21 protein-coding genes and 2 tRNA genes are annotated in these 25,699 nt (G+C 54.3%); 13 read left to right on the forward strand and 10 right to left on the reverse strand.

The window, feature by feature from the left end:
• Positions 1–57 precede the first annotated feature (57 nt).
• The 5 genes from rpsA to pyrF all read left to right on the forward strand — a co-directional run bounded on the left by rpsA (position 58) and on the right by pyrF (position 4,460).
• On the forward strand, positions 58–1,749 hold the full coding sequence (gene rpsA, locus Q9245_RS13765) for a 30S ribosomal protein S1 (RefSeq protein WP_305897725.1): 1,692 nt from the start codon (positions 58–60) through the stop codon (positions 1,747–1,749).
• Between the two features lie 134 nt (positions 1,750–1,883).
• Positions 1,884–2,180 carry an integration host factor subunit beta gene (locus Q9245_RS13770; protein ID WP_114335658.1) on the forward strand — a complete coding sequence of 99 codons (297 nt, stop codon included), beginning with the start codon at positions 1,884–1,886 and terminating at the stop codon, positions 2,178–2,180.
• A gap of 66 nt (positions 2,181–2,246) precedes the next feature.
• Complete coding sequence (locus Q9245_RS13775; protein WP_305897726.1) at positions 2,247–2,549, forward strand: LapA family protein; 303 nt, start codon at positions 2,247–2,249, stop codon at positions 2,547–2,549.
• Positions 2,549–3,718 carry a lipopolysaccharide assembly protein LapB gene (gene lapB / locus Q9245_RS13780; RefSeq protein WP_305897727.1) on the forward strand — a complete coding sequence of 390 codons (1,170 nt, stop codon included), beginning with the start codon at positions 2,549–2,551 and terminating at the stop codon, positions 3,716–3,718. Before Q9245_RS13775 ends, lapB begins: the two co-directional genes overlap by 1 nt.
• A 31-nt stretch (positions 3,719–3,749) precedes the next feature.
• Entirely contained in the window at positions 3,750–4,460 is a 711-nt protein-coding gene (gene pyrF / locus Q9245_RS13785) for an orotidine-5'-phosphate decarboxylase (protein WP_305897728.1), read from the forward strand.
• A gap of 492 nt (positions 4,461–4,952) precedes the next feature.
• Here pyrF and Q9245_RS13790 read toward each other — a convergent pair.
• Together Q9245_RS13790 and Q9245_RS13795 are read right to left on the reverse strand one after the other, a co-directional pair.
• Positions 4,953–5,028, reverse strand: a tRNA-Asn gene (locus tag Q9245_RS13790).
• Between the two features lie 70 nt (positions 5,029–5,098).
• Positions 5,099–6,283: a pyridoxal phosphate-dependent aminotransferase gene (locus Q9245_RS13795; protein WP_305897729.1), complete on the reverse strand. Its 1,185-nt coding sequence runs from the start codon at positions 6,281–6,283 to the stop codon at positions 5,099–5,101.
• Between the two features lie 190 nt (positions 6,284–6,473).
• Here Q9245_RS13795 and uvrB point away from each other — a divergent pair, with 190 nt between their 5' ends.
• Positions 6,474–8,531: an excinuclease ABC subunit UvrB gene (gene uvrB, locus Q9245_RS13800; RefSeq protein ID WP_305897730.1), complete on the forward strand. Its 2,058-nt coding sequence runs from the start codon at positions 6,474–6,476 to the stop codon at positions 8,529–8,531.
• On the opposite strand, the gene rimI is transcribed toward uvrB, so the two are convergent.
• Positions 8,532–9,647 carry a ribosomal protein S18-alanine N-acetyltransferase gene (gene rimI, locus Q9245_RS13805; RefSeq protein WP_305897731.1) on the reverse strand — a complete coding sequence of 372 codons (1,116 nt, stop codon included), beginning with the start codon at positions 9,645–9,647 and terminating at the stop codon, positions 8,532–8,534. It abuts the gene before it with no gap.
• A gap of 199 nt (positions 9,648–9,846) precedes the next feature.
• On the opposite strand from rimI, the gene Q9245_RS13810 reads away from it, so the two are divergent.
• Entirely contained in the window at positions 9,847–11,346 is a 1,500-nt protein-coding gene (locus tag Q9245_RS13810) for a RimK family protein (RefSeq protein WP_305897732.1), read from the forward strand.
• A gap of 5 nt (positions 11,347–11,351) precedes the next feature.
• On the opposite strand, the gene Q9245_RS13815 is transcribed toward Q9245_RS13810, so the two are convergent.
• A complete protein-coding gene (locus tag Q9245_RS13815; protein WP_305897733.1) occupies positions 11,352–12,521 on the reverse strand; it encodes a cation diffusion facilitator family transporter in 1,170 nt (389 codons plus the stop codon).
• A gap of 402 nt (positions 12,522–12,923) precedes the next feature.
• Between Q9245_RS13815 and Q9245_RS13820 the strand changes: the two genes are divergently transcribed.
• A complete protein-coding gene (locus Q9245_RS13820; RefSeq protein WP_305897734.1) occupies positions 12,924–13,949 on the forward strand; it encodes a quinone-dependent dihydroorotate dehydrogenase in 1,026 nt (341 codons plus the stop codon).
• Between the two features lie 172 nt (positions 13,950–14,121).
• Here the strand turns inward: Q9245_RS13820 and rmf are convergent, their stop codons facing one another.
• Positions 14,122–14,334 carry a ribosome modulation factor gene (rmf, locus tag Q9245_RS13825; RefSeq protein WP_199007373.1) on the reverse strand — a complete coding sequence of 71 codons (213 nt, stop codon included), beginning with the start codon at positions 14,332–14,334 and terminating at the stop codon, positions 14,122–14,124.
• A 319-nt stretch (positions 14,335–14,653) separates the two neighbouring features.
• On the opposite strand from rmf, the gene rlmKL reads away from it, so the two are divergent.
• On the forward strand, positions 14,654–16,828 hold the full coding sequence (rlmKL, locus tag Q9245_RS13830; protein WP_305897735.1) for a bifunctional 23S rRNA (guanine(2069)-N(7))-methyltransferase RlmK/23S rRNA (guanine(2445)-N(2))-methyltransferase RlmL: 2,175 nt from the start codon (positions 14,654–14,656) through the stop codon (positions 16,826–16,828).
• A 197-nt stretch (positions 16,829–17,025) separates the two neighbouring features.
• Here the strand turns inward: rlmKL and Q9245_RS13835 are convergent, their stop codons facing one another.
• Entirely contained in the window at positions 17,026–17,628 is a 603-nt protein-coding gene (locus Q9245_RS13835; protein ID WP_305897736.1) for an outer membrane beta-barrel protein, read from the reverse strand.
• Between the two features lie 100 nt (positions 17,629–17,728).
• Complete coding sequence (locus tag Q9245_RS13840) at positions 17,729–18,220, reverse strand: hypothetical protein (RefSeq protein WP_305897737.1); 492 nt, start codon at positions 18,218–18,220, stop codon at positions 17,729–17,731.
• Positions 18,221–18,335: 115 nt separating this feature from the next.
• On the opposite strand from Q9245_RS13840, the gene Q9245_RS13845 reads away from it, so the two are divergent.
• Positions 18,336–19,619, forward strand: coding sequence for a M18 family aminopeptidase (locus Q9245_RS13845; RefSeq protein WP_305897738.1), 1,284 nt, complete (start codon positions 18,336–18,338; stop codon positions 19,617–19,619).
• A gap of 53 nt (positions 19,620–19,672) precedes the next feature.
• On the opposite strand, the gene Q9245_RS13850 is transcribed toward Q9245_RS13845, so the two are convergent.
• Positions 19,673–19,748, reverse strand: a tRNA-Asn gene (locus Q9245_RS13850).
• Positions 19,749–19,878: 130 nt separating this feature from the next.
• On the opposite strand from Q9245_RS13850, the gene Q9245_RS13855 reads away from it, so the two are divergent.
• Positions 19,879–20,787 carry a YheT family hydrolase gene (locus Q9245_RS13855; protein ID WP_371824821.1) on the forward strand — a complete coding sequence of 303 codons (909 nt, stop codon included), beginning with the start codon at positions 19,879–19,881 and terminating at the stop codon, positions 20,785–20,787.
• Positions 20,788–20,973: 186 nt separating this feature from the next.
• Here Q9245_RS13855 and Q9245_RS13860 read toward each other — a convergent pair whose 3' ends face one another.
• A complete protein-coding gene (locus Q9245_RS13860; RefSeq protein ID WP_305897739.1) occupies positions 20,974–21,549 on the reverse strand; it encodes an arylesterase in 576 nt (191 codons plus the stop codon).
• A 117-nt stretch (positions 21,550–21,666) separates the two neighbouring features.
• Here Q9245_RS13860 and Q9245_RS13865 point away from each other — a divergent pair, with 117 nt between their 5' ends.
• Positions 21,667–22,386 carry an ABC transporter ATP-binding protein gene (locus tag Q9245_RS13865; protein WP_305897862.1) on the forward strand — a complete coding sequence of 240 codons (720 nt, stop codon included), beginning with the start codon at positions 21,667–21,669 and terminating at the stop codon, positions 22,384–22,386.
• A complete protein-coding gene (locus Q9245_RS13870; RefSeq protein ID WP_305897740.1) occupies positions 22,386–24,872 on the forward strand; it encodes an ABC transporter permease in 2,487 nt (828 codons plus the stop codon). Before Q9245_RS13865 ends, Q9245_RS13870 begins: the two co-directional genes overlap by 1 nt.
• 19 nt (positions 24,873–24,891) lie before the next feature.
• On the opposite strand, the gene Q9245_RS13875 is transcribed toward Q9245_RS13870, so the two are convergent.
• Positions 24,892–25,674 carry an ABC transporter substrate-binding protein gene (locus Q9245_RS13875; protein WP_305897741.1) on the reverse strand — a complete coding sequence of 261 codons (783 nt, stop codon included), beginning with the start codon at positions 25,672–25,674 and terminating at the stop codon, positions 24,892–24,894.
• Between the last annotated feature and the right edge of the window lie 25 nt (positions 25,675–25,699).

Here is a 25,699-nt window from a genome sequence, read left to right on the forward strand (position 1 = left end):
ACAGACCGTGTTGCTGGCGGCACGGAGCATACTTGCGTTGATCATATAGGGCACATAATGAGCGAGAGCTTTGCGGATTTATTCGAAGAAAGTTTAAAAGAAATCGACATGCAGCCAGGTTCCATTGTTCAGGGAACCGTAGTTGATGTTGATAGCGACTGGGTCACCGTTAACGCTGGACTGAAGTCCGAAGGCGTTATCCCCGCCTCCCAGTTCCTCAACGAAAAAGGCGAGTTGGAAGTTCAAATCGGCGACGTAGTCGACGTAGCTCTCGACGCTGTTGAAGACGGTTTCGGTGAAACTCGTCTGTCCCGTGAGAAAGCGAAGCGCGCCGAAGCCTGGAAGGTTCTCGAGAAGTCCTTCGAAGCTGAAGAAGTGGTTAAAGGTATTATTAACGGCAAGGTCAAAGGTGGCTTCACTGTTGATCTGGCTGGTATCCGTGCCTTCTTGCCGGGCTCCCTGGTAGACGTTCGTCCGGTTCGCGACACCGCGCACCTGGAAAATAAAGAGCTTGAATTCAAGGTTATCAAGCTGGACCAGAAGCGTAACAACGTGGTTGTTTCTCGCCGCGCCGTTCTGGAAGCTGAAAACAGCGAGCAGCGTGAAGCTCTGCTGGAAACCCTGACCGAAGGTCTGGAAATCAAAGGTATCGTCAAGAACCTGACCGACTACGGTGCATTCGTAGATCTGGGCGGTGTTGACGGCCTGCTGCACATCACTGACATGGCTTGGAAGCGCATTAAGCACCCGAGCGAAATCGTGAATGTGGGCGATGAAATCAATGTTAAAGTCCTGAAGTTCGACCGTGAGCGCAACCGTGTGTCTCTGGGTCTGAAGCAGCTGGGCGAAGATCCTTGGGTCGATATCAAAGGTCGTTACCCAGAGAATGCTCGGGTAACTGCTCGTGTAACCAACCTGACCGATTACGGCTGCTTCGCTGAGCTGGAAGAAGGTGTTGAGGGTCTGGTTCACGTGTCCGAAATGGATTGGACCAACAAGAACATCCACCCGTCCAAGGTTGTTCAGGTAGGTGACGAAGTTGAAGTGATGATCCTGGATATCGACGAAGAGCGTCGTCGTATTTCTCTGGGTATCAAGCAGTGTGTGTCTAACCCATGGGAAGACTTCTCTGGCAACTTCAACAAAGGCGATCGCATCTCCGGTAAGATCAAGTCAATCACTGACTTTGGTATCTTCATCGGTCTGGATGGCGGCATCGACGGCCTGGTTCACCTGTCTGACATCAGCTGGAACGAAACCGGTGAAGAAGCCGTTCGCGAATACAAGAAGGGCGACGAAGTTGAAACCGTTATCCTGTCTGTTGATCCAGAGCGTGAGCGTATCTCCCTGGGTATCAAGCAGCTGGAAAGCGATCCGTTCGCCGAGTTTGTACAGCTGAACGACAAAGGCTCCATCGTTAAGGGTACTGTTTCTGCAGTAGACGCTAAAGGCGCTACTATCGCCCTGAACGAAGAAGTTGAAGCCGTACTGAAAGCCTCCGAAATCAGCCGTGACCGCGTTGAAGACGCGCGCAACGTGCTGAAAGAAGGCGAAGAAGTTGAAGCGAAGATCATCAGCATCGATCGCAAGAACCGCGTTATCAACCTGTCTGTGAAGTCTAAGGATGTAGAAGACGACAAGCAGGCGCTGGATAGCGTGCGCAGTAAGGCTGCAGAAACCTCAGGTGCCACCACCATCGGTGACCTGATCAAGGAACAGATGCAGCAGCAAAACGCCAACAAAGACTGATTGTCTGGTTGGTAGTGAAAAAAAACGGGCTCTAAGAGCCCGTTTTTTTTGTGTTTTTTTCTGGTTTGGCTAAACTAGAGTCATTGGAATCCAGCATTTAAGTGCGGAATAATAATGACAGAGGAAAGTGCCTCATGACGAAGTCCGAACTGGTTGAACTGGTAGCATCAAAGCAGACACAGCTCTCGGTAAAGGATGTCGAGCTGGCGGTTAAGACCATCATTGAACATATGTCTCAGGCGTTGGCCGATGGCCAGCGTATCGAGATCAGAGGATTTGGCAGCTTTTCTTTGCATCACCGCGAAGCGCGTGTGGGCCGAAACCCGAAAACCGGGGAGGCAGTGCAGTTACCGGCAAAATATGTACCGCATTTTAAGCCCGGAAAAGAGCTGCGAGAGCAGGTTAATGATAGCTTGAAGAAAGGCTTCTGATCCTGCTGTAAGTGCGCCTTATGGCATTGTAGGATTGGAAATTTACCCGTCTGGAGCGTATACGAGATGGCAGCACTGCAGAAGATTCTGTTAATTGTCCTGGTTGTTATTCTGATAGTCGTTGCACTGGTATTCTCGTTGAATAATCAGATGGCGGTTTCCCTGAACTTCCTTCTGTTTGAAACTCAGCCCCATGGTGTCGCGGTGTGGATCATCATGTCTTTCGTGTTGGGTGCGTTAGTTGGTGTTCTGCTAATGTTGATCGGGTCTTTTCGTTCCTCGGTGTCCCGCCGCAATCTTAAAAAGCGGCTTGAGCGAACCGAACAGGCGCTAGAGAAATCCAGGGCTGATAACGACCAGGCACTTTAATGGAATTAGTGTTCAACTGGCTGCTTCTAACGGTTGCTGTTGCTGTTGGCTGGCTGCTGGGCCGGTATGGCGCTTCTTATCGCCGTTCGCGTAAAACCATCTCGGATGTAGACTCCGTTAAAGATCGTCTCCAGTTTCTTTTTACGAATTATTCTGATCAGGCCGTTGAAAACTTTGTGCAATCCTTGCCAGTTAACAAGGATACGGTCAGCCTCCATCTGTCCATTGGTAGTCATTTTCGCAATAAAGGCGAAACCGACCGTGCAACCCTGATTCACCAAAATCTACTTGCTCGCCCTGAGTTACCCGCTCGCTACACGCCTAAAGTAACCCTCGAACTGGCCATGGATTACCTCGGCGCCGGGCTGTTGGATAGGGCTGAGGCGCTGTTTCAAGAGCTGATGGGGGATCGCGAATACGGTCGCCGGGCGGCAAGCGAGCTCATCGAGCTGTATCAGCAGGAGAAGGAGTGGGAAAAGGCCGGGCAGGTTGCGAAAACGCTTACCCGAACGGATTCCGATCCTGTCATGTTCAAGACGCTTGCCTACATTACCTGTGAGCTGGCTGATTTAGCGCTTAAAGAGGACGACCGCTGGACGGCAAAGAAGTTGTTCAGAGAGGCCTTGGAATACGATCCTTCATGTGTGCGGGCCACGCTGTTGTTGATGAAGCTGCACGTTCGCCAAGGCAATTATCGCGACGCCAGTAAACAGGGCTTGAAAGTATTCGAGCAAAACCCTCAATTTGGCCCCGAGGCTGTCGATCGGCTAATGCAGCTCGAGCGTGACCACGGTGATGTCGGGCGTTTGTTTAAAAAACTGAAAAAACTTTATGAGCAGCACCCGAGCACGAGTTTGCTGCTTGCGCTGGTAGAATCGGTGGAACGCTCCTCCAGCCGCCCGGCAGCGATTGATCTGTTGCGTCAGGAGCTGGAGGTTCGGCCTTCAATGCGGGGTCTGCTGCGGCTTGTAGAGCTTGCAGGCTATGAAAAGGGCATGACTACCGATGAGGGGCGCTTGGTAAGCCGTATTGGTCATTTGATACTTGCCAATCGTCCGATCTATCGCTGCGTGAACTGTGGCTTTGATGGCCAGCAGCTGCATTGGTTGTGCCCGAGCTGCAAGCAGTGGGAGACCGTGCGGCCGATTCAAGGTGTGGAAGCCGAATAACGTTTTAATTTACTGACTGGGAAAATCGAACGTGCAAAACCCCAACGACCCGAAAATCATTGTAGCTTTAGACTTTCCCTCTCAGGATCCGGCGCTGGCGCTTGTTGATCAGCTTGATCCGAACAAGTGCCGCCTGAAGGTCGGCAAAGAGTTGTTTACCCGTTCTGGCCCGCAACTGGTTAAGGCTCTGCAGAGCAGGGGCTTTGATGTTTTTCTGGATCTGAAATTCCACGATATTCCCAATACAACTTCGTCGGCCGTGGCGGCCGCAGCGGACTTGGGCGTGTGGATGGTGAACGTGCATGCCTCGGGCGGCGAGAAGATGATGGTCGCGTGCCGGGAGCGTTTGGAGCAGTTTGGTGTGGATAAGCCTTTGCTGATTGCGGTGACCGTTCTAACCAGTATGTCTGCCGACGATTTGGCTGGTATTGGTATCACTGATTCGCCAGAAGTGCATGTGTCCCGGTTGGCTACGCTAACCCGAAATTGTGGCTTGGATGGTGTGGTGTGTTCTGCACAAGAGGCTCCGCGCCTAAAAGCTGAGCAGGGTGCTGGCTTTCAGCTCATTACCCCGGGCATTCGCCCGCTGTCCGCTGACAAAGGCGATCAGCAGCGCATTATGACCCCCACGGATGCCCTTAAAGCGGGGTCCGACTACCTAGTGATTGGTCGTCCTATTACCAAGGCTGCTGATCCTCTGGCGGCGTTGGAGGCTATTCATGCTGAGGTTCATGGGGGCTAACTGGCAGCGCACGTTTCGCTGCTGGCCCTAGTCTTTGATTTTGGGGGTGGCGCCAAGGATGAAGGCCGCTCCCGAAAACCGCTACGAGCACATCCATGTGCGCTTCTCTCCGGCCATCCATGGCCTCCGAAATTTTCGGGAGCGGCCTCCATCCTCGGCGTTCAGTCTTCGGAGTTATCGTCGTATAACGATTTGGTTCTGGTTCTAATGTTCTATCCAGAGGAGGTGTTAGCCTTTTCGGATGCCTGTGCAGGTTGATTGGTGGGGCGGACCCCTTCTTCCAAAAATGTGCGGAGCCATGGATGGCGGAGCAGAAGCGTCACATGGACGTGCCGAAGGAGCGGTTTTTGGAAGAAGGGGTCCGCCACGCCATTGCACCCAAACAAACAAGCTAGGGCCAAGTGCCGATCAGCAATCACCGAAAGTGTCAGGTAAAACGAACGCCCACAAAAAAGCCCGCTAATTCATAGAACTAGCGGGCTTTCGAAATAGTGGCTCCCCGAGCTGGGCTCGAACCAGCGACAAACGGATTAACAGTCCGTTGCTCTACCAACTGAGCTATCGGGGAACATCGTCATGTGACGAGGCGCGTATATTAGTGTGGCCATACCGCCTCGTCAACCCCTTAACTAAAAAAATTAGCCAAGAGCTTTTTCCAAACGCTCGATGGCCTTCTCGAGGTTGTCCATGCTGGTCGCAAAGCTCAAGCGCATGTGGCCCGGGCTGCCGAATGCAGAGCCAGGAACCAACGCAACGCCTGCTTCACTCAGCAGCTTTTCAGCGAACTCAACGTCAGTGCTTACGCCGTCCGTTGCGTCAATCGCGCCTTGGAAGCTAGGGAACACGTAGAAGGTGCCATCGCCGTAAGGGCACTCAACGCCCGGGAGCTTGTTCAACGCGTCAACCAGCCAATCGTGGCGCTGCTTGAACGACTTAACCATCTCGCCTACGCACGCCTGGTCGCCATCAAGCGCAGCGGTAGCGGCTGCCTGAGAGATCGAGCAGGGGTTAGACGTGCTCTGGGACTGAATCTTCTTCATGGCGCCGATGATCTTTGCCGGGCCTGCGGCATAACCGATGCGCCAGCCCGTCATGGAGTAGGCCTTGGAAACGCCGTTCAGCACGAACGTGCGCTCATACAGCTCTGGGCATGCGTTCACGATGTTGCAGAACGGCTTGCCAGTCCAAAGAATCGGCTCGTACATGTCGTCGGTGGCGATCATGATGTTCGGGTGCTTCTTGAGCACTTCACCAATCGCCTTCAGCTCTTCCATCGAGTAGGCCATGCCGCTCGGGTTGGACGGGCTGTTGATCACGAACAGGCGGGTGCGATCAGTAATCGCATTTTCCAGCTGTTCCGGCGTGATCTTGAAGCGGGTATCAACCGATGTTTCGATGATTACCGGGTTGCCTTCTGCAACCAGCACCATGTCCGGGTAAGATACCCAGTACGGCGCAGGGATAATGGCTTCGTCGCCCGGGTTCAAAGTGGCCAGTGCCAGGTTGAAAAAGCTTTGTTTGCCGCCACTGGATACCAGAATCTGATTGGCTTCGTATTCCAGACCGTTGTCGCGTTTGAACTTCGCAATGATCGCTTTTTTCAGAGCAGGCGTACCATCAACCGCGGTGTACTTGGTTTGGCCATTGGTAATGGCTTCAATAGCGGCCTTTTTGATGTGCTCTGGGGTGTCGAAGTCCGGCTCGCCTGCACCCAAGCCAATAATGTCTTGGCCAGCAGCGCGAAGCTCGGCTGCTTTGTTGGTAACGGCGAGGGTCGGGGATGGCTTGATAGCCTGTACACGGCTGGAAAGTTGAAGGTCCAAACTTGAGCTCCTTAAAGCTGCGTCTTATGGGCTGCGACCGGCGTGGTAGCACGGGGAGTTCTGCTTCCCGGCTGAATTTTACACGGCCGTCGATCGGGCAGATGGTATCATGAAGCGACGGTATCGCTAAATTTCTTGTAAGTAGTAGCCGTGATGGTTGCCACTGACCACTGGAGGTTCTTTGCCAATTATGGCTAGTCAATCAACTCGTGCCCCGAAAGAGGGTGTTTTTCGTGTCGATTCGCCTTATCAGCCAGCGGGGGATCAGCCCACGGCCATCGCCGGGCTTGTAGACGGTATCCACTCTGGTTTGGCCCACCAGACCCTGCTGGGCGTGACGGGTTCCGGTAAAACCTTCACCATTGCCAACGTAATTCAGGAAGTGCAGCGGCCAACCATTGTGATGGCCCATAATAAAACGCTTGCAGCCCAGTTGTACGGTGAATTTAAAGAATTCTTCCCGGACAACGCGGTGGAGTATTTCGTTTCCTACTACGACTACTACCAGCCGGAAGCTTATGTCCCGTCGTCGGATACGTTTATCGAAAAAGATGCCTCGATTAACGAACACATCGAACAAATGCGTTTGTCGGCGACCAAGGCACTGCTGGAACGCCCGGATGCGATTATCGTGGCCTCGGTGTCATCAATTTATGGCTTGGGCGACCCTGAGTCCTATATGAAGATGATGCTGCATCTGGACCGAGGTGATCCGGTCGAGCAGCGCGATATCTTGCGGCGATTGGCCGAGTTGCAATACACCCGGAACGATGTGGAATTCCATCGGGCCAATTATCGGGTTCGCGGCGACGTGATCGATGTGTTCCCGGCCGAATCCGAGCGCGAAGCTATTCGTATTGAGTTGTTCGACGATGAAGTTGAGCAGCTAAGTTATTTTGACCCCCTTACCGGTGAAGTGCTGCGCCGGGTGCCGCGCGTCACCATTTACCCCAAGTCTCACTATGTAACGCCACGCCAGAAAGTCCTGGATGCGGTTGAGAACATTAAAGTGGAACTGGATGAGCGGTTGAAGCAGTTACGCGATAATCATCGTTTGGTGGAGGCGCAGCGGCTCGAGGAACGGACACGCTACGATATCGAGATGATGCTGGAACTGGGCTACTGCAACGGCATCGAAAACTATTCCCGTTACCTGTCGGGCCGGGATCCGGGCGCACCGCCTCCCACCTTGTTTGACTACCTGCCACCGAACGCGTTGTTGGTGGTGGACGAATCCCACGTGACGATTTCGCAAATCGGTGCCATGTACAAGGGGGACCGTTCGCGTAAAGAAACACTCGTTGAATATGGCTTCCGTCTGCCATCGGCACTGGACAACCGGCCCATGCGGTTCGAAGAGTGGGAGCGGATTGCGCCACAGATGATCTTCGTGTCGGCGACACCCGGTAATTATGAAGCTGAACACGCCGGGCAGGTGGTAGAGCAGGTGGTTCGGCCGACCGGGTTGCTCGATCCCGAGATTGAGGTTCGTCCTGCGTCTACTCAGGTGGACGACCTGCTTTCCGAGATTCACGCTCGGGTTGAGGTTAAAGAGCGTGTTCTTGTGACCACGTTAACCAAACGGATGGCGGAGGATTTAACCGACTTCCTGATGGAGCACGACATTCGTGTGCGCTATCTGCATTCGGACATTGATACGGTGGAACGGGTTGAGATTATCCGGGATCTTCGTCGCGGCGAATTCGATGTGCTGGTGGGTATTAACCTGTTGCGAGAGGGGCTGGATATGCCCGAGGTTTCGCTGGTGGCGATTCTGGATGCTGACAAAGAGGGCTTCCTTCGCAGCGAGCGTTCGCTGATCCAGACCATCGGCCGTGCTGCTAGGAACGTGAACGGCAAAGCCATTCTGTATGGCGACAGGATCACCGGTTCGATGCAGCGGGCGTTGGATGAAACCGAACGCCGCCGGGCGAAGCAGCAGGCTCATAACGAAGAGCATGGTATTACCCCAACCGGCCTCACTAAAAAGATCGCAGACATTATGGAGGGGGCTCCCGGAGGAGGGCGGGGTCGCCGCAAGGCCGACCGGCCCGGCCAGAAAGCGGCAGAGCAGGCGGAGGATTACCTGGTTGCAGCCGGCAAGCGCTCTCCTCAGGAGCTGCTTAAAGAAGTGGCGACACTCGAAGACGAGATGTATAAGGCGGCCGCCGACTTGGATTTCGAAGCTGCGGCCCGTTTGCGGGACCGGATATCCGAATTGAAGGAAGCTGCGATCCGCAATGGCTGATTACGCTCTTGGTGGGCCGACAATCACCGCTGCTTGCAGCGGCTGGTTGCGGCCGTAACTCGAGATCTTGCTAAACACCCGTTTGTCGATTGGTAAATATTGCTTGTCGGCCACCGTTTCGCCTTCCTCTATGTCGATCTCCGGGTCATGCAGATACACGAAATCCTCATCGATGGCGCAAACAGTCACCCAGTGAGGTACCCGGCTACGGTTCAGTTGCCAGGTGCTGATGAGAATAACCGGTATCTCGCCTCTGACCAGGGCGCCTTCCATCGCCTCTAGCGTTAGTGGGTCGTGGTGTATCTGGATGCCGGTTTGCCCTATGTCGTGCAGAAACCCCTCATGCACCAGTTCCAGTACCCGCTTTTTATCGTCGTTACGCACAGTGTCTTTGAACAGAGCGCCCTCCTGACTGATCCAGGCGCTGGCCTGAAAGCCCCGGTTCCAGGCGGACAGTGCGAGGCCGTGGGGGCCACAGCCACCATGACCCGCGAGCATGAAAATCGTGGTGGCTTCGCGCCAGATTTTCAGCTCTTCAAGGGTGGTTAACGGCTGACACTCATCCAGCGCCGACAGAGCCATCATCAGAGCCGATGGACCGCAGGTAAATTCCGTAGTCTGCGGGTAATAAGGCACCGGTAGAAACTCCCGGGCAGGCTCGTAGTACAGAATACGTCGCTCAAATCGCAGCGCGGTGCCGTGATCTTCATAGTAATCCCGGTATGTGCCGAACTGTCGGTAGCCCAGGCGTCGATAGAGGTTGATGGCACCGGCGTTATCTTCACGTACCTCAAGGCGCATGACAATGCGGTCGGCATCGGACGCTTCTTTTTCTGCAGCTTTGATCAGTTGTTCTCCGACACCTTTTCCCCGGACATTCGGGGAAACTGCAATGGAATAGATTCTGGCGAGACGGGTCGCGGCAGTCATCAGAACCAGGCAGTAGCCCACCAGATCGGAACCCAGCTCCGCAACGATCAGTCGGTCTCGGGGCACTTCCAGAAAACGCCGGAAACTCCGCCGGGAAATGCGGTCGTCGATAAAGCATTGGTTCTCGAGTTCGACAAGGTTTTTCAGGTCGCCGGAGACGGCTTGTCGTAGCAGTAAATCTTGCATGATGGTTGAGCCCCGGGGCGCAGAAAAGACGGGGAGGCCAGAAGGGCTCCCTCTGCAGCTATTATGGTAGAGGCAGGGGGCATCGGGTAGCGCGGAAGGATGCGTAAAAGCACTCATCAATGGATGATTGTGGGGGACCCTGCAGCGGCGTATTGTTGCGCTAATTATCCGGCTGAACCTTCAGGGAGGAAAGCCTGCTATGTCCCGTTTGTTGATTGTTGTGGATCGAGAGAAAGATTGGGCACCCTACTATCCGAGTGAAGATGTGCTCACCTTTGAGCAGTACCTGAAATTCGCCGCTCCTTCTAACAGCCGGGTGCGGGTAATCAACCTTTGCCAGAGTGCCCGGTATTTGAGCCGGGGCTATTACTGTTCCTTGTTGGCGGAAGCGCGGGGGCACCATGTGGTGCCTTCTGTGATGACGCTGAACGACCTCGGTAGGAAAGGCCTGTTTTCTCTAGAGCTCGAGGAGTTGGACGCCAGTGTTATCCAGTGGCTGGAAAACGAAGCCCAGGAGATCGATCCCGCTACAGATGAGAGGGCGGCCACCCATGAAGTTCGGATTCGCACGTACTTTGGGCAGGCCGAACATGCAGATCTCAAGCCTGTCGCTCGTGCGCTGTTTGAGCGTTTTCCTTGCCCCATTATCGAAGTGGTTTTCCGTCATCGAAAGCAGTGGCAAATAGAATCCATGAAGCCGGCTTGCCCCGCGGATCTTGATGAGCGCGAGCAGGACCTGTTTGCAGCAGCATTGGATCGGTTTAGCAGCATGGTATGGCGCAAACCAAAAACCCGTCGGCGCTATCGTTTTGATCTTGCCATGCTGGTAAACCCGGATGAAGAAATGCCACCGAGCGATGAGGCTGCCCTTAAAAGATTCGAGCGTGCAGGTCGAAAGTTAGGTATTAATGTCGAACGGGTTACTCGCCGGGATTACATGCGGCTGCCGGAATTCGATGGCTTGTTTATTCGGGAAACCACAGCGATTGATCATCATACCTACCGCTTCGCGCGAAAGGCGGAGGCCGAAGGTTTGGTCGTGATCGATGATCCTGTCTCTATTCTGCGCTGCACCAATAAGGTGTTCCTCGCAGACTTGCTGAAAAATAACAAAGTACCCACACCCAAGACGCTGATTCTTTCAAAAGGCCAGACGGATGCGGTCGAGCAGGTGGTGAATGAATTGGGCTTTCCGGTGGTCATAAAAATTCCCGATGGCGCATTTTCGCGGGGTGTCGCCAAAGCCAAGGATGAAGCGGAGTTAAAAGCTGGCTTGAAAGAGTTGTTCAGGCAGTCAGCATTGGTGTTAGCCCAGGAGTATTTCTACACCGACTACGACTGGCGTATAGGCGTTTTGGGTGGCCGCGCGATCTATGCCTGCAAATACATGATGGTGAAAGGCCATTGGCAAATCTATCAGCATGGCGGGGCAGCGGTCGAAAGTGGCGATTTCGAGACGATGCCGACCTATGAGGTGCCTAGAAATGTGATTCAAGCGGCTCTGAATTCGACTCGCCTGATCGGGAATGGCCTTTATGGCGTCGATATCAAACAGGCAGGCAACCGCGTTGCGGTGATCGAGGTGAACGATAATCCAAGTATCGATTCCGGGGTTGAGGACAAGTTTCTGGGGGGCGAACTTTACACTTTGGTGATGCAGGAATTCCTTTCCCGCATGGAAGAAAAGCGTCGTCGGTAGGAGCTCTACCCGGATTCGGCTGCCACCCAAATCCGGACACTGCCCAGCCAGGGCGCATTCGAAAGCGCGGCCTGAACCCCCTGCGGAGTCAGCTCGGGAGCGGGGTGTTCTTCGTCGAGGAAAATCTCTAGATGGACCCTTTTTTCCAGGTAGTGTAATCCCAATCGGCTGTGTGGCGGCAGCTCACCCAAGGCTTCCGTAAGCTGCGAGCGTATTTCCTCCCTTGACGGCAGCCCTGGTTCATTTAGAGAGGGGATCGCCTCGTCGTTTTCAGCATCAATGTGAAAATTGATGTCCTGAATGTTATCGAGAGCTGCGCGCATGCTGGTCACGACCTTGAGGCCGATCTGGTGCCCTTCGGAGACGCTGATTTCAGGGCGCACCACCAGATCGATATCGAGCAGTATGTCCTGGCCCATGCGCCGGCTTCGTAATTCATGGACGTTTCGAACGCCGGGCGTTGCCAGCGCGATTGCGCGGAGTTTTTCGGTATCGTCCTTGGATAAGCCGGTATCGATCAGTTCTTTGACGCTGTCCCAGGTGAATTTCCAGCCGATGTGGACAATGATGATCGCGACGGCGACCGCCGCGACTGTGTCAAGCCAGACCACCCCTAGCATTGCTCCGGCGGTTGAAAGCAACACGACCACCGATGAAATGGCGTCAGTGCGGCTGTGCCAGGCATTGGCGACGATCAGATCAGAACGAATTGCGAGACCAACGTGGCGGGTATAGCGGAAAATCCATTCTTTACTCAACACTGAGATGGCGGCCGCAACCAGTACCGGCCAGCCAGGCACGTAAAGCTCTTCTTGTTCTGCCAAGCGCAGTATGTTTTCCCACGCCAGCGCCGCCCCCACGGCAATCAACAAACTGCCCAATACGAGTGTGCCGAGGGTTTCGATCCTTTGGTGGCCATAGGGATGGTCGTCATCCGGGCCCTTGCGAGATAAACGCATGACGATAAGTACGACCCAGTCCGAGGCAACATCGGTAAAGGAGTGGATGCCATCGACCACCAGTGCATGGGAATGGAATAGGGTGCCGGCGATGACTTTGATCAGCCCGAGAAAGCCATCAAGGAACATGCCGATGAGGGTAACTTTAGAGGCGGCGTGTTTTTCGGCTTCGAGGTCACGGTCGGGGTTCGGGTGGTTTCTTGAAACGTTTTCCATGCACGCGGGCTCCATTGCATTGCTGTGGCGCCAGTATAGCCCCAAAAAATTAAAAAAGGGCTTGCAAAATCAGAAATGCCCCTCTGTTTTATGCACACTTTGAAATATGAATCGTTAGCTACCATTAGGTTACGGTTTTCGTCAATTCTTATTTCAATCTTTATAACTTATTGAAATTAAAGGGATAAAATGCTGGTTAAAAAATGATCAATCTGTAGGCTGGCGCAGTAATCAAGGCTTGGAAACGTTTGCCCCGCGCTTATCAACAGAGTTATCCACAGATTCCGTGGAAAACCCCGCAAGCCTCGACAGCATGCGGCTTTTGGCGACATTTGTCGGTTCAGGAAGATGGTGTGGAAAACTTCCGGTATACTCCCGCCACCTCTTGCAAGGAGTTTTCCGATGTACCCCGTTCTTAGAAATTTGTTGTTTCGGTTACCGCCAGAGCAGGCCCACAATGTTGCGTTGAAGAGTCTCGATGTTGCTCAAAAAGTGGGCGTGCTCAATCTGTTCACGCGTCATCCTGATCCTTGCCCGGTCAATGTGATGGGTTTGGATTTTCCGAACCCCGTAGGCCTTGCTGCCGGGTTGGACAAAAACGCAGACCATCTGGACGCATTGGGTGCATTGGGGTTCGGGTTCATTGAAGTGGGTACGGTTACGCCGTTAGCGCAACCCGGCAACCCGAAGCCCCGGATGTTCCGCTTGCCGGAGCATGAAGCGATTATCAACCGGATGGGCTTCAATAACGAAGGGCTCGAGCATTTGATCGGTAATGTTCGGAACCGGCGCTACAAAGGTATCTTGGGTATCAACGTTGGCAAAAACAAAGACACGCCCAACGAGCAGTCTGAGTCTGACTATCGCAAGGGGATAGCAGCAGTTTATGGCTACGCGGACTACATCACCGTGAATGTTTCGTCGCCTAATACACCAGGCCTGCGCGATCTTCAGTTCGGTGACTCGTTAAAGCAGTTGTTGCATGCGATCAAGGATGAGCAAACACGTTGTCATCAGGCGCAGGGTCGATACGTACCGGTGGCGGTAAAGATTGCGCCAGATATGGATGACGAGGGAGTGCGGTTTGTGGCGGCGGCGCTATTGGACGCCGGGTTGGATGGTGTGATTGCAACCAACACGACAATCAGCCGAGACGCAGTAAAAGGCCATGAGCACGAGCAGGAGGCTGGTGGTTTAAGCGGGGCGCCTGTACGCCAATCATCCGTTCGGGTTATTGCAGGGCTTTATGCCGAGCTAGGTGACCGCATTCCCATTATTGGGGTTGGTGGAATCACAGATGCCGAGAGTGCGGCCGAGAAGATTCGGGCGGGTGCCAAGTTGGTACAAATCTACACCGGATTTATCTACAAAGGCCCGAGATTGATTGGAGGGGCAGTAGAGGCCATACGAAAAGAGCAGCAGACATAAAATGGTAGGGCCCGCTTAGCGGGCCCTTTGCGGGGAATAAACCCCGTGGCGCTTCTTCGCATGGTACGGGGCGGGTGGCCCCGTTTTGGTTGCTCGGAATACTGCGTCAAATTGTCGTGTTAAAGTGATTAAAAAAACAGATAAAGCTAACTGTGTCAGGCCAACACCGCGGTCACGTTGCGGTTACGTTGGCTAACTTGTGGATGCCGGAAACGCCGGTCATGCCCTCCCAGTTATCTGTGCGGCCTTCTCGCCACCCGTTCAACCATTCCTGGCGCGCTTCTGGTTGATCGACAGGGCAGCTGTCTTTAGATTTTCCGGACACGCCAGCGAGGTATCCTCGCTTGAATGCACGAGCGTAAACGTCTCTTTTCTGTCTTTTCATGCCGTTCCTCACTATGGATTAACAGAACAAGCGTGTACACATCTGCGATGACCATGGCCTGTGGAGCCCATCCGGGACAACCCACTATTGCCAGCTCCGGTCAGAGCAGTCAGGATCCTGTTAATGGAAGCTTTAATTGTTGCTTCCAGAACGACGCGTCAGGTACAAGGTAAGACGAACTTGGCCGAGAAGTACACTAACGATTTCGTCTATATGACTACTTTCTTATAGTTTTATGAACTAATGATGACAGGCCATTTTGGCTTTCGCTGCGAATCCAGCGGCTTACCAGCTTTATCTAGAAAACCAGGAGTTGATTTTGTCCAAGTATGTCTTTTTTGTAACCTGCCCGAAGGGCGTTGAGTATCTCCTGGGTGATGAGTTGGAGGCTTTTGGCCTCACGCTTGTGCGCAATGCACCGGCGGGTGTCTGGGTTGAGGGTGAACTCGAAGCCGGGTATCGCGCATGTATGTGGTCCCGGCTGGCGAACAGGGTGATCCTGCATATCGATGAGGTGGACGCACGCAGCGCGGAAGAACTCTATGACGGCATCGTGAGAATGGATTGGCAGGCTCATATTCCTGCGGGTGGCAGCTTCCGGGTGAATTTTCTTGGCCAAAATGAAGCACTCAGAAACACCCAGTTCGGCGCTCAGAAAGTCAAAGACGGCATCGTAGATAGTATTCGCGGCGCCGGTGCACCGAGGCCAGCGGTTGCCCAGAAAGATCCGGATGTGACTATCTCCGCTCGGCTCAACCGTGGCCGTCTGGCTGTGGGTCTTGATCTCAGTGGCCACAGTCTTCATATGCGGGGTTATCGCACGGAGCAGGGCTTGGCGCCCTTGAAAGAAAATTTAGCGGCTGCCGTTCTGTTGCGGGCTGGGTGGCCGGGTATTGCTAACGCGGGTGGGGATTTCGTCGATCCCATGTGTGGTTCAGGCACGCTGTTAATTGAAGCGGCTTTGATGGCATTGGATATCGCACCGGGCCGTCGCCAAGAGCGTTTCGGGTTTGAGAAGTGGCCAGGCCACCAACCCGAGCTGTGGTTGGGCATGCGCCAGGAAGCCGAGCGCCGGGCACACGAGGGCAAGCAGGGCCGAGTGCCCGTGTTTGCGGGATTCGATCAGGATAACCGTGTGCTGGATACCGCACTGAGAAACATTCAGCGAGCGGGTCTTGAAGGGATTGTAACGGTCGAGCAGCGTTCGCTGAACGATTTTACCCGTCAAGAAAGCTGGGCCGAGCAGGGACTGATGTTGACGAACCCGCCATACGGTGAGCGCCTGAGCGAGCGGAATGTGCTTGCAGCGCTGTACCAAAGTCTGGGTGAAGTCGCGCTGCGTGAGCTGGCGGGGTGGCGTTTAGGTGTGTTTACAGGCGCGCCTGAGTTCGGCAAATCCGTCGGGTTAAGAAGCTTCAAGCAATACAACCTGTTTAACGGCAAACTGCCTGCGCAGCTGCTGTTGTTTGACGTGAATGCTGAAAATGCGAGGACCCCACGGGATCCAGCTGCCGCCGGTCAAGTGGTCCCTCGTATTGTCAATGCTGGGCGGGCGGAGATGCTTCGGAACCGCTTGAAGAAGAACATGAAGTCCATCGGGCAATGGGCCAGAAAACAAAACATTGGCAGCTACCGCCTGTACGATGCCGACATGCCGGAATACGCGCTGGCTATCGATATCTACGAGGGTAAGGTGCATGTTCAGGAATACCTGGCGCCGAAATCCATCGATGAAAGAGCTGCCCGTGAACGTTTGGCCGAAGCTTTGGCGATCATTCCGGACGTGCTGGATATCGACCCCAAGGACATGGTCTGCAAACAACGCCAGCGCCAAAGTGGTACCAAGCAATACGAGAAGCAAGCTGCGACTGGCGAATATCTAAAGGTGCAAGAGCATGGCTGCACCCTAAAAGTTAACCTGAAAGACTATCTCGATACGGGCTTGTTCCTGGATCACCGCCCTGTGCGCCATTGGATTCAGCAGAACGCCCAGGGCAAGCGTTTCCTGAACCTGTTCTGTTACACCGGTGCGGCAACGGTGCATGCCGCTGTAGGCGGTGCCAGTCGTTCACTGAGCCTGGATATGTCTAAAACTTACGTGAACTGGGCAATGGACAACTTGTCCCTGAACGGCGCAGACCCGCGTAAGCATCTGGTCGAGCAGGCTGACTGCGTGGCATGGCTGGCGGACAAGCGAACGGCTAACGAAACCTTTGACTTGATCTTCATGGACCCGCCGACCTTCTCCAATTCAGCTCGTATGGCGGGTGTTTTGGACGTGCAGCGGGATCACGGTGTGATGGTTCGTCAGTGTATGGAGCGTCTGTCCACTGACGGCTTGCTGATCTTCTCTAACAATTTCCGTAAGTTTAAGCTGGACGAAGATTTAGCTGCGGAGTTCGATGTGAAAGAGGTGACGGCGAGCACTTTGGATAAGGATTTCCAGCGGAACCAGAAGATTCACCAGTGCTGGCATATTCAGCACAAAGTCTGAGTTTTTTCTTGAAGGGGGAGGAGGCAGGCGAGGGTCTCTTCCCTGAAACCTGAGTCTGGGGCGAGTGGGGCTGGAATCCTTTTTCTGGAATGTCGAAGGCCAAGGATGGCCTGAGAGAAGCGCGCATGGATGTGCTCGTAGCGGTTCCAGAAAAAGGATTCCAGCCCCGCTTGACCTGCGCCGAATCAGGAGCACCCTTAAAACTCGTAACGAACCCCCGAAGAAAACTGGAAGGCATTCGCGCTGGTATCGGTATCTTCGAACAACTTCCCGCCTTCCAGCACCAGATACATGCTGTCGATTAGCTCGAAATCGATACCTGCTATCCAGCTAAAGCTGAAACTGCTGCTCGGATAGTCGTCACCAAACTCCTGAAACTGCCGGTTTTGGCGTTCGTCCGGGTTATCCAATGTGGCTTCACCGCTGATGTGGGTAAAACCGGCCTGCGCATATACATTGCCTAGCTCGCCGACTGGATAGTGCAGCCCCATATACCAGCTGCCGTAATAATCGATGGCAAGTGTGAAATCGCTGTTGATCTCGGCATCTTTATAGCCACCGCCCAAGCGAACTTCGGCGTGAATGAGGTCGTTCAGGTGACCACCAATCACCAGAGTACCGGCTTGGCTCCAGGCATCTTCTTTGGAAATTTCACCGATAGAGCGGTGCTCAATGGTGGTCGCCAGCAGGCCCACGTAGTGCTTGTCTGAGCGCGGTGTTTCCTGAGCGTGAGAAACCCCGGAAAACAGGCACAAGGACATCGTGCTGGCGGTGAGGAAACGAGTTGCGACCTTATTCATTATTGTCTGGCTTCCTGTCAGTAACGGTGCTGACGCCAGATTCTGCCTTGTGTAACGCCGTGTTACGCAGACACCTGTCACAGTTCGCCGTCTCTGCTGCTCAGCCGATCAGGTCATCCAATAGTCCGGACTCGCGGGCAATCAATAGCAAAGCGTAGACGCCGTTTTCAGGAAGTTGCGGCTCAAGGCCTTCCTCAAACATCAGTTCACGGCGACGGTCTTCCAGGGTGCCGGCGTCTAAATCCGTTACCAGTTCGGCGATAGGTGCAATTTCAAACGGCGCTTCTTGCTTAACCGCTTCGAAAATAAGGTCTGCCAGAATCTCATCCGGGTCCATGCCGTCCACGTAAACGGTTTGACCGGGCAAGTCTTCGTGGAGCTCTCTGACCAGTTCAAGAACGGGAACACCCTGTTCCTCGAGGTAGAACAGATCAATGTCGCCCAAATCCGCGCCCTCAGGGATCCAGGCTTCATCGGGAGCGATGACCACAGATTTCATCTGCCCGTCCTCCAAAGACCAGGCAATCGCTGTCGGGAAGAGAGCATCGTCGGTTTGGCAGTATTCGATGTCCAGAAAACGGGGTATCGACACAGTGAACTCCGGGTTGAATCGTTGGGTTGCTCATACGGACAAGCCACCAGCCTGTAGGCGAGTTAGCGGCTTCATGCCATACTGTAGCGGCCATTATCATGCAATCAGGAAGATCATGGAACACACTGAATTTAATAACGACTTGTTGCAGTTTCTGAATGCCTCGCCAACGCCTTGGCATGCAGTCAATGTGATGAAAGAGCGTCTCGATGCGTCTGGTTTCGAACAGCTGGATGAGCGCGACGAATGGGCGCTGGAGCAAGGTAAAAGCTATTACGCGATTCGCAATGGCTCATCCATCATAGCGTTCCGTACCGGTAAAAACGGCGCAGAAAATTCCGGCATCCGAATGGTTGGCGCCCATACTGACAGCCCGTGCCTGAAGGTTAAACCAAACCCGGAAGTTCGCCGTAAAGGGTATTTTCAGTTGGGTGCTGAAGTGTACGGTGGTGTGCTGCTGAACCCATGGTTTGACCGTGATCTCTCCTTGGCAGGCCGGGTGACGGTGCTTGATAACGACGGAAAAGTTAAGGATGTTCTGGTCGATTTCAAAAAGCCCGTAGCCATTATCCCGAGCCTGGCAATCCACCTGGACCGAGAAGCCAACAGCAATCGCTCGGTTAACGCCCAGACGGACCTTCCGCCCATTCTGATGCAAGCATCGGAGACGGAAACGTTCGCTGATTTGCTCAAAGAGCAGATTGCCAGTGAATCCGGTCTGAAAGCCAACAAAATTCTGGGCTACGAGCTCAGCTTTTACGATGCACAAGACGCTGCCTTGATCGGTTTGCGAGAAGATTTCCTGGCCTCCGCCCGGCTGGACAATCTTCTGAGTTGTTACATCGGGCTTCAATCGCTTCTCGACACGTCGGGAGACGAGGCGGCTTTGTTAGTGTGCAACGATCACGAAGAAGTTGGCAGCGTGTCTGCTGAGGGCGCACAAGGGCCATTTCTGGGCGATGTGTTAGAACGTTGGTGTGGGGCCAGCAAGGGCAGGGCGATTGCCCGATCCATGATGATCTCCGCCGACAACGCGCACGGCATTCATCCTAACTTCATGGACAAGCACGACGAAAATCACGGCCCGATACTGAACCAGGGGCCAGTGATCAAGGTGAATCACAACCAGCGCTATGCCACCAACAGCCGTTCTGCGGCATTGTACCGGCACATCAGCGATGAGCTTGGCTTGCCGCACCAGACCTTCGTGGTGCGCAGCGACATGGGGTGCGGCAGCACCATCGGACCGCTGACCGCCGCAAACCTTGGTGTGACCACCCTGGATATTGGTGTTCCGCAGTTTGCGATGCATTCCATCCGAGAACTGATTGGCGTGCAGGATGGATTTACCCTGTACCAGGTTCTTAAAGAATTCATGCAGCGGAAAGAAGTGCTTTGACGTAGAAAGAAAAAAGCCGCTGATTGAAACAATCAGCGGCTTTTAAAAAGAAGTGGCTCCCCGAGCTGGGCTCGAACCAGCGACAAACGGATTAACAGTCCGTTGCTCTACCAACTGAGCTATCGGGGAACAGCATCAATGTGCGGCGCATATTAAGGACTTTGATTTGGTTCGTCAACCCCCTGAATTAAAAGGTCAAAATTTGCACAGGCGAGTCCAGTATCCGTACCGGCCTCCGGTCTGGTTACGCAACGGGCATGTGCAGTCCATTTGGCCCACACTGTTTCGAAACGTCGAAATGCCTGCGCCTCAAACCGAAGTGCTAGCGACTCCGGATAACGACGAGCTTCATCTGGATTGGTACCGCCAAAACAGCGACCGTGTTGCTGTAATCTCACACGGTCTGGAAGGCCACAGCCGCAGACCCTATGTACTGGGCTTGGCCAAAGCACTTATGGCTGAAGGCTGGGACGTACTCGCCTGGAACTTCCGCTCCTGCGGCGGAAACATGAACCACCAACCCCGGTTCTATCACAGTGGTGCCACCGAAGACCTCCACACCGTCGTCTCCCGAGCGCTGTGCGACAGCTACAAAAACCTGTTCTTATCTGGATTCAGCATGGGTGGCAACCTCACCTTGCTGTACCTCGGGCAGCAAAGCGAACAACTCGACAGCCGGATTAGCGGTGCCGCGACCTACTCGGTGCCCGCTGACCTAGCCGGAAGTGCCGACATGCTGGCGCTGCCCAGCCGCCGGATCTATATGCAAAGATTCCTCAACGACCTGTACGCAAAAATGCAGGAGAAAGCTGAGCGTTTCCCGGAATTGATCGACATCAGCGACTTCAAAAATATCCGGAACTTCCATCAATTCGACAACCGGTACACCGCACCGCTGCACGGATTCAAAGACGCAAAAGACTACTGGGCCCAATGCTCGGCGTTATACCGCCTTAAGGACATCCGAGTGCCCGCACTGATGGTCAACGCCGCCGACGACCCGTTCTTGTCTGCCGCCTGCTACCCGGAATCGAAAAAAGTTTTAGGCCGACACGTGAAAGTCGAAGCGCCCCGGTGGGGCGGCCACGTAGGCTTTGTTGAGCATGCAAAAGATGGCTATTACTGGTCGGAAAGGCGGGTGCTGGATTTCGTTGGAAATTTTGCTTAAGGAAATTGCTGAGATGCGGTGAGAGGTATCACTGCAAAGTCTGGGGTGAGGGCGGTACGCTCCTTTCCTGAAATGTCGTAGGCCATGGATGGCCGAAGAGAAGCGCACACGGACGTGCTTGTAGCGGTTTCAGGAAAGGAGCGTACCGCCCTCAACCTGCTAAAAAGCCCGAAGGCTTGGAGCATTTTAGTGGATCAACGGTTCCAGCTCAGGCCAAATGTTCTCCAGCAACAAAGGCTGCGCCTCCTCAGTAGGATGAATGCCGTCCCCCTGCATCAAACCCTCCTGATCGTAAATCCCCTCCAAAAAGAACGGAACCAACCCCACCTCATAACGGTCAGACAACGACGGAAAGATATCCGAAAACATCTGCGTATAACGCTGACCGTAATTCGGTGGAATCTGCATACCCACAAGAACCGGAGCAGCACCAGCATCCAACGACAACTCAATCATCTTGGCCAAATTCGCCTCAATCACATTCGGAGGAAACCCACGAAGGCCATCGTTACCACCCAGCTCAATGACAACCACCTCCGGCTCATTCAGCTCAAGCAAACGCGGCAACCGGCGCAAACCGCCATCCGTTGTCTCGCCGCTGATGCTGGCATTAACCACCTGCCAGGGCAGTCCCTCACGCTCGAGGCGGTCACGCAGCAGAGCCACCCAGGCAGTCTCGGAAGGAACCCCGTAAGCGGCGCTCAAACTGTCGCCTACAACAAGCAGGGTGGACTGACTCGCCAAGGCAGGCCAAGACGCCATGAAAACAACAATGAGAAAAAACGACCTAACGAACGTAAACGCCTTATGCATAATAGATTCGTGTACCCTTAAAAACGAAAACATTGAACGCCAGCGAACGGAGCAAGCGTGAACCAAATGACGGACCTGACAAAGAATGAACCTAGCCTCATGCTGCGAGTGTCCGGATTGACTCACCAAGTCAGTCTGGAAACCGATACGCTGACGATCTTGCAGGGGGTGAACCTGGAAATCAATCGGGGCGAATCCGTAGCCATTGTTGGTCGTTCCGGTTCCGGCAAAACCACCTTGTTGGGCCTGCTTGCCGGGTTAGACACCCCAAGCGAAGGCACCGTGGAACTGGATGGCGCCGTGATCAGTCGTCTTACCGAAGACGAACGCGCCAAACTGCGCGCACGGCGAGTGGGCTTTGTTTTTCAGTCTTTTCAGTTGCTTCCGGCACTGAGTGCGTTAGAGAACGTCATGTTACCTCTGGAGCTGGCCGGCATAGAAACGCCTGATCAGCGGGCTCGCGAGTTGCTTGAACGCGTTGGATTGGGTGAGCGCCTAAATCATACACCGAGGCAGCTATCAGGGGGTGAACAACAGCGAGTCGCCATCGCCCGCGCTTTCGCCTCTGAACCCAGTATTCTGTTCGCCGATGAACCTACGGGTAATTTGGACAACCGAACCGGTCAAGCGGTTTCTGATTTGCTGATGGACTTAAACCGGGAGCAGGGCGCGACCCTTGTCATGGTCACCCACGATGAGCGGCTGGCCGCACGGTGTAACCGCACCTTCCATATTGAAGCGGGTGTTTTGAGCGAGCCGGATACCGCTCGGGAGTTCGCTGACTGATGGCTGCCGCAAAAAAATTAATGTCGGTAAAACGTGACTGGCGTGAGCGGGATGTCCGGGTGGTATTGGTCGCTTTGATCATCGCGGTCGCGACTGTGGCAACCATTGCGCTGTTTGCGAATCAGCTTCAACGCACACTGGTGTCCTCGGCGAGTTCGTTTTTGGCGGCAGATCGCCAGCTCGAAGCAGAGAACGGGAAGCCTGTGCCTTCAGGCTGGATCGACGAAGCGCAAACTCGCGGCCTGGAAACCGGCCAGATGATCAAGTTCTCAACCATGGTCTTCGGTGAAAACGGGTTCCAGCTGGTTTCGGTGAAAGCCGTGAGTGACGAATACCCTCTGCGAGGCGACATCGAGGTTCAATCAGACGAACAATCCTCGCGAATGACCGTTGATGCCGGACCAGAGCCCGGAGAGATCTGGATCAACCCGAGGCTGCTCAAGCTATTGGAGCTCGAGATTGGCGACAGTCTGGAAGTGGGGAATCTTAAACTGACCGTGTCGAAGTTGCTGATTCGCGAGCCGGATGGCGGTTTTCGGCTATCCTCCCTGGCTCCGCGAGTCATGATGCACGTTTATGATGTCGGGGCGACCGGTGTTGTGCAGGAAGGCAGCCGGGTAGAGTTCGTTTACCTTTTTGCCGGCGATGAGCGTCTGCTTGAAAACTATTATCAGTGGTTGGAGCCGCAGCTGGAGCCCAGCCATGAGTGGGAAAGTGTAAGAGATGGCGAAACTTTCTCACGCTCACTTGAGCGCGCTGAGCGGTTCCTGCTGCTTGGTGGCAGTCTCGCGGTTTTGCTGGCGGCTGTGGCCGTTGCGGTCGCGAGCCGCCAGTATGCGCTTTCTCAGCGTGACACCGTCGCTCTGCTAAAAACCTTGGGGCTAACAGGGGGCGGGATAGGGCGGTTATACCTGCGCCGCCTGGCTTTGTGGGGCGTTGTGGGTATCGCGGGCGGACTGGCCGTTGCGTTGCCGTTGTTTTGGATGCTTGTGCGACTGTTGAGCGACGTACTGGAGCGCCCTGTTGATTTCTATCTGGCCCCTTCGGCGCTCACGCCGGCGTTACTGACCGCCCTGATCTCGCTGTTTGCATTCGCCTATCCGCCCATTCGCCGCCTGCAAAATGTCCCGGCTATGCGAGTGCTGCGCGCCCAGCCGGGTGAATCCGGAAGGGAAGTGCTGCCGGATATCGTCATTGCCGTGGTTGCTGTTTTTGGTTTGGTTTGGCTGTACGCAGGTGAACTGACCTTGGTGGTTTCGTTGCTCGGCGGGTTGGCACTCCTGCTGACTGTGCTGGCACTTATCGGTTGGCTGATGGTGGCCCTGCTTCGTCGTGTGCGCGGAGGAGGAAATGCATGGCGCCTTGCTCTAGTAGGGTTGTATCGACATCGACAAGCCAGCATGGCGCAAATGGCGGTATTTGCGATGACTCTGATGCTTGCGGCCACACTGGTGTTGGTCCGTTCAGCGTTGTTGGAGGACTGGCAGGCGCAGTTGCCGGAAAATACACCCAATCACTTCCTGATCAACATTGCTCCGGATGATGTTGCCTCGGTGGAAACATTCTGGGCCGAGCGCGGTGTCCGCTTGGACACGGTTTACCCGATGGTACGGGGGCGGCTGACAGCGCTGAACGGTCAGCCGGTTAAAGAAGCTGTGAGTAAGGATGAGCGTATCAATGCTCTGAACCGGGAATTAAATCTTACCTGGATGGCACAGCTTCCAGAAGATAACCGGATTCAGGAAGGCCAATGGTTCGAAAGCAACCATGCGGAAGGTGTGTCGGTTGAAGCGGAATTAGCCAACAAGCTGGGCTTGAAGCTGGGTGACAGATTAACGTTTACCATTGGCTCTGAGAAAGTGACAGAACCGGTCGCCAGCATACGGAGCGTTCAGTGGGACAGTATGAAACCCAACTTCTACATGGCGTTCCCGCCGGGGGGCGGGCTGACCGACATGCCCGCCACATGGATTACCAGTTTTCATCTGGATGAAAGCGACAAGATGTTGTTGAACGCATTCTCCCGTCAGTACCCAACGGTTTCTGTCTTGGAGATTGACCACATCATCAAACGCATTCAGGAAATCGTTCAGCAAGTGACGCAAGCCATCGAAGCGATACTGGCTTTGATTTTAGCGGCAGCACTGGTGGTGATGGCCGCTGTGGTAAGCGCGACGCTTCGTGACCGGCAGCGGGAAGGTGCGTTGCTACGCACACTGGGCGGTCAGCAGTTGTTGTTGGTGCGGAGCACTATGCTGGAGTTTGCCTTGTTGGGGTTCTTTGCGGGTGTGTTGGGTGTGCTGGCGGCGGAGATGGCCGTTTATGCGTTGCAGGCTCGTGCGTTTGAAGGGGAGTTCCGATGGCACTGGCAGGTGGTGTTATCGGTTCCGCTGATTAGCGCCTTGTTATTGGCTATATTCGGGCGCTGGCAGTTGCGACCGGTCTTGAACGTCTCTCCCATGCTGCTTCTGCGCAGGTTGGAGTGATACACGCCGTTCAGCGGCGTTAACGGTAATTTTCGAGAATGGCATCCAGCTCGCCATTCTCGCGCATGGCCGACAGTTCCCGGTTAAACCCTTGGGCGAAATGCGTCCAATCCTTTCGAAGCATGAGGCGGTAACCATATTGGCTGATGCTGCCTGTCGAAGGCCGTAACCGGTTTGAAAGCCCCTCGTTGCGCAAGAACCATTGGCCCACCAGTCGGTCGGCCAGGGCTGCATAAAAGCGATCTCCCAACAATACGTAGCGGAAGAGATCTTTGTCGCTGGAAACATTGAAGCGTTTGATCTTACCTTGCTCGAAGTAGGGGGCAAGAGCAGGGTATTTATACCCTAAGTGCGCAACAATGGTGTGCCCGAATATATCCGAGGGGTGCGAGAAGTCCATTTTTGAATCGTGCTCGAAGAACAGTACTTCTTCTATATCCACCACCGCGTGAGTGAACAAAAATTTCTCCGGATTTTCTGTCCATTCAATGGCTCTCAGTGTGCCGTCGATGTAACCGTCAAGCAGCATGCCGTCCACCCGTTTTCGGGGGATTTTTCGGGGTATCAACTGGTAACCCAGGCGCGGGGTTATGGCTGTCATCACGTCCCATAGAATGCCGGACGGGGTGTCGTCGTCAACAATGAGATAGGGCGGGTATCCGTGTGGGGATACGTTGAGACGGAAGATTTTGGGATGCTCTTCGATGTCCTCAGAGGCGTTGGCGCCCAGGGCGTAACAGAGAAGCGAAATAATCAGAAGTCGGGTAGAAAAGTGCAGAGCGCAGATACGTCCAAAATACATGCATAAAACCCTGGCGGCCGGGTAA

Origin of the sequence: Marinobacter sp. MDS2 (assembly GCF_030718085.1) — a bacterium.
Lineage (GTDB): Bacteria > Pseudomonadota > Gammaproteobacteria > Pseudomonadales > Oleiphilaceae > Marinobacter.

Coding starts and splice junctions, on each gene's coding strand:
- Q9245_RS13810 (WP_305897732.1), top strand. CDS start 9,847: ATGTCCCGTTTGTTGATTGTTGTGGATCGAGAGAAAGATTGGGCACCC.
- rimI (WP_305897731.1), bottom strand. CDS start 9,647: ATGCAAGATTTACTGCTACGACAAGCCGTCTCCGGCGACCTGAAAAAC.
- Q9245_RS13860 (WP_305897739.1), bottom strand. CDS start 21,549: ATGGCGTCTTGGCCTGCCTTGGCGAGTCAGTCCACCCTGCTTGTTGTA.
- rmf (WP_199007373.1), bottom strand. CDS start 14,334: ATGAAAAGACAGAAAAGAGACGTTTACGCTCGTGCATTCAAGCGAGGA.
- Q9245_RS13820 (WP_305897734.1), top strand. CDS start 12,924: ATGTACCCCGTTCTTAGAAATTTGTTGTTTCGGTTACCGCCAGAGCAG.
- uvrB (WP_305897730.1), top strand. CDS start 6,474: ATGGCTAGTCAATCAACTCGTGCCCCGAAAGAGGGTGTTTTTCGTGTC.
- Q9245_RS13775 (WP_305897726.1), top strand. CDS start 2,247: ATGGCAGCACTGCAGAAGATTCTGTTAATTGTCCTGGTTGTTATTCTG.
- Q9245_RS13835 (WP_305897736.1), bottom strand. CDS start 17,628: ATGAATAAGGTCGCAACTCGTTTCCTCACCGCCAGCACGATGTCCTTG.
- Q9245_RS13865 (WP_305897862.1), top strand. CDS start 21,667: ATGACGGACCTGACAAAGAATGAACCTAGCCTCATGCTGCGAGTGTCC.
- Q9245_RS13770 (WP_114335658.1), top strand. CDS start 1,884: ATGACGAAGTCCGAACTGGTTGAACTGGTAGCATCAAAGCAGACACAG.
- Q9245_RS13815 (WP_305897733.1), bottom strand. CDS start 12,521: ATGGAAAACGTTTCAAGAAACCACCCGAACCCCGACCGTGACCTCGAA.
- rpsA (WP_305897725.1), top strand. CDS start 58: ATGAGCGAGAGCTTTGCGGATTTATTCGAAGAAAGTTTAAAAGAAATC.
- lapB (WP_305897727.1), top strand. CDS start 2,549: ATGGAATTAGTGTTCAACTGGCTGCTTCTAACGGTTGCTGTTGCTGTT.
- Q9245_RS13845 (WP_305897738.1), top strand. CDS start 18,336: ATGGAACACACTGAATTTAATAACGACTTGTTGCAGTTTCTGAATGCC.
- Q9245_RS13875 (WP_305897741.1), bottom strand. CDS start 25,674: ATGTATTTTGGACGTATCTGCGCTCTGCACTTTTCTACCCGACTTCTG.
- Q9245_RS13870 (WP_305897740.1), top strand. CDS start 22,386: ATGGCTGCCGCAAAAAAATTAATGTCGGTAAAACGTGACTGGCGTGAG.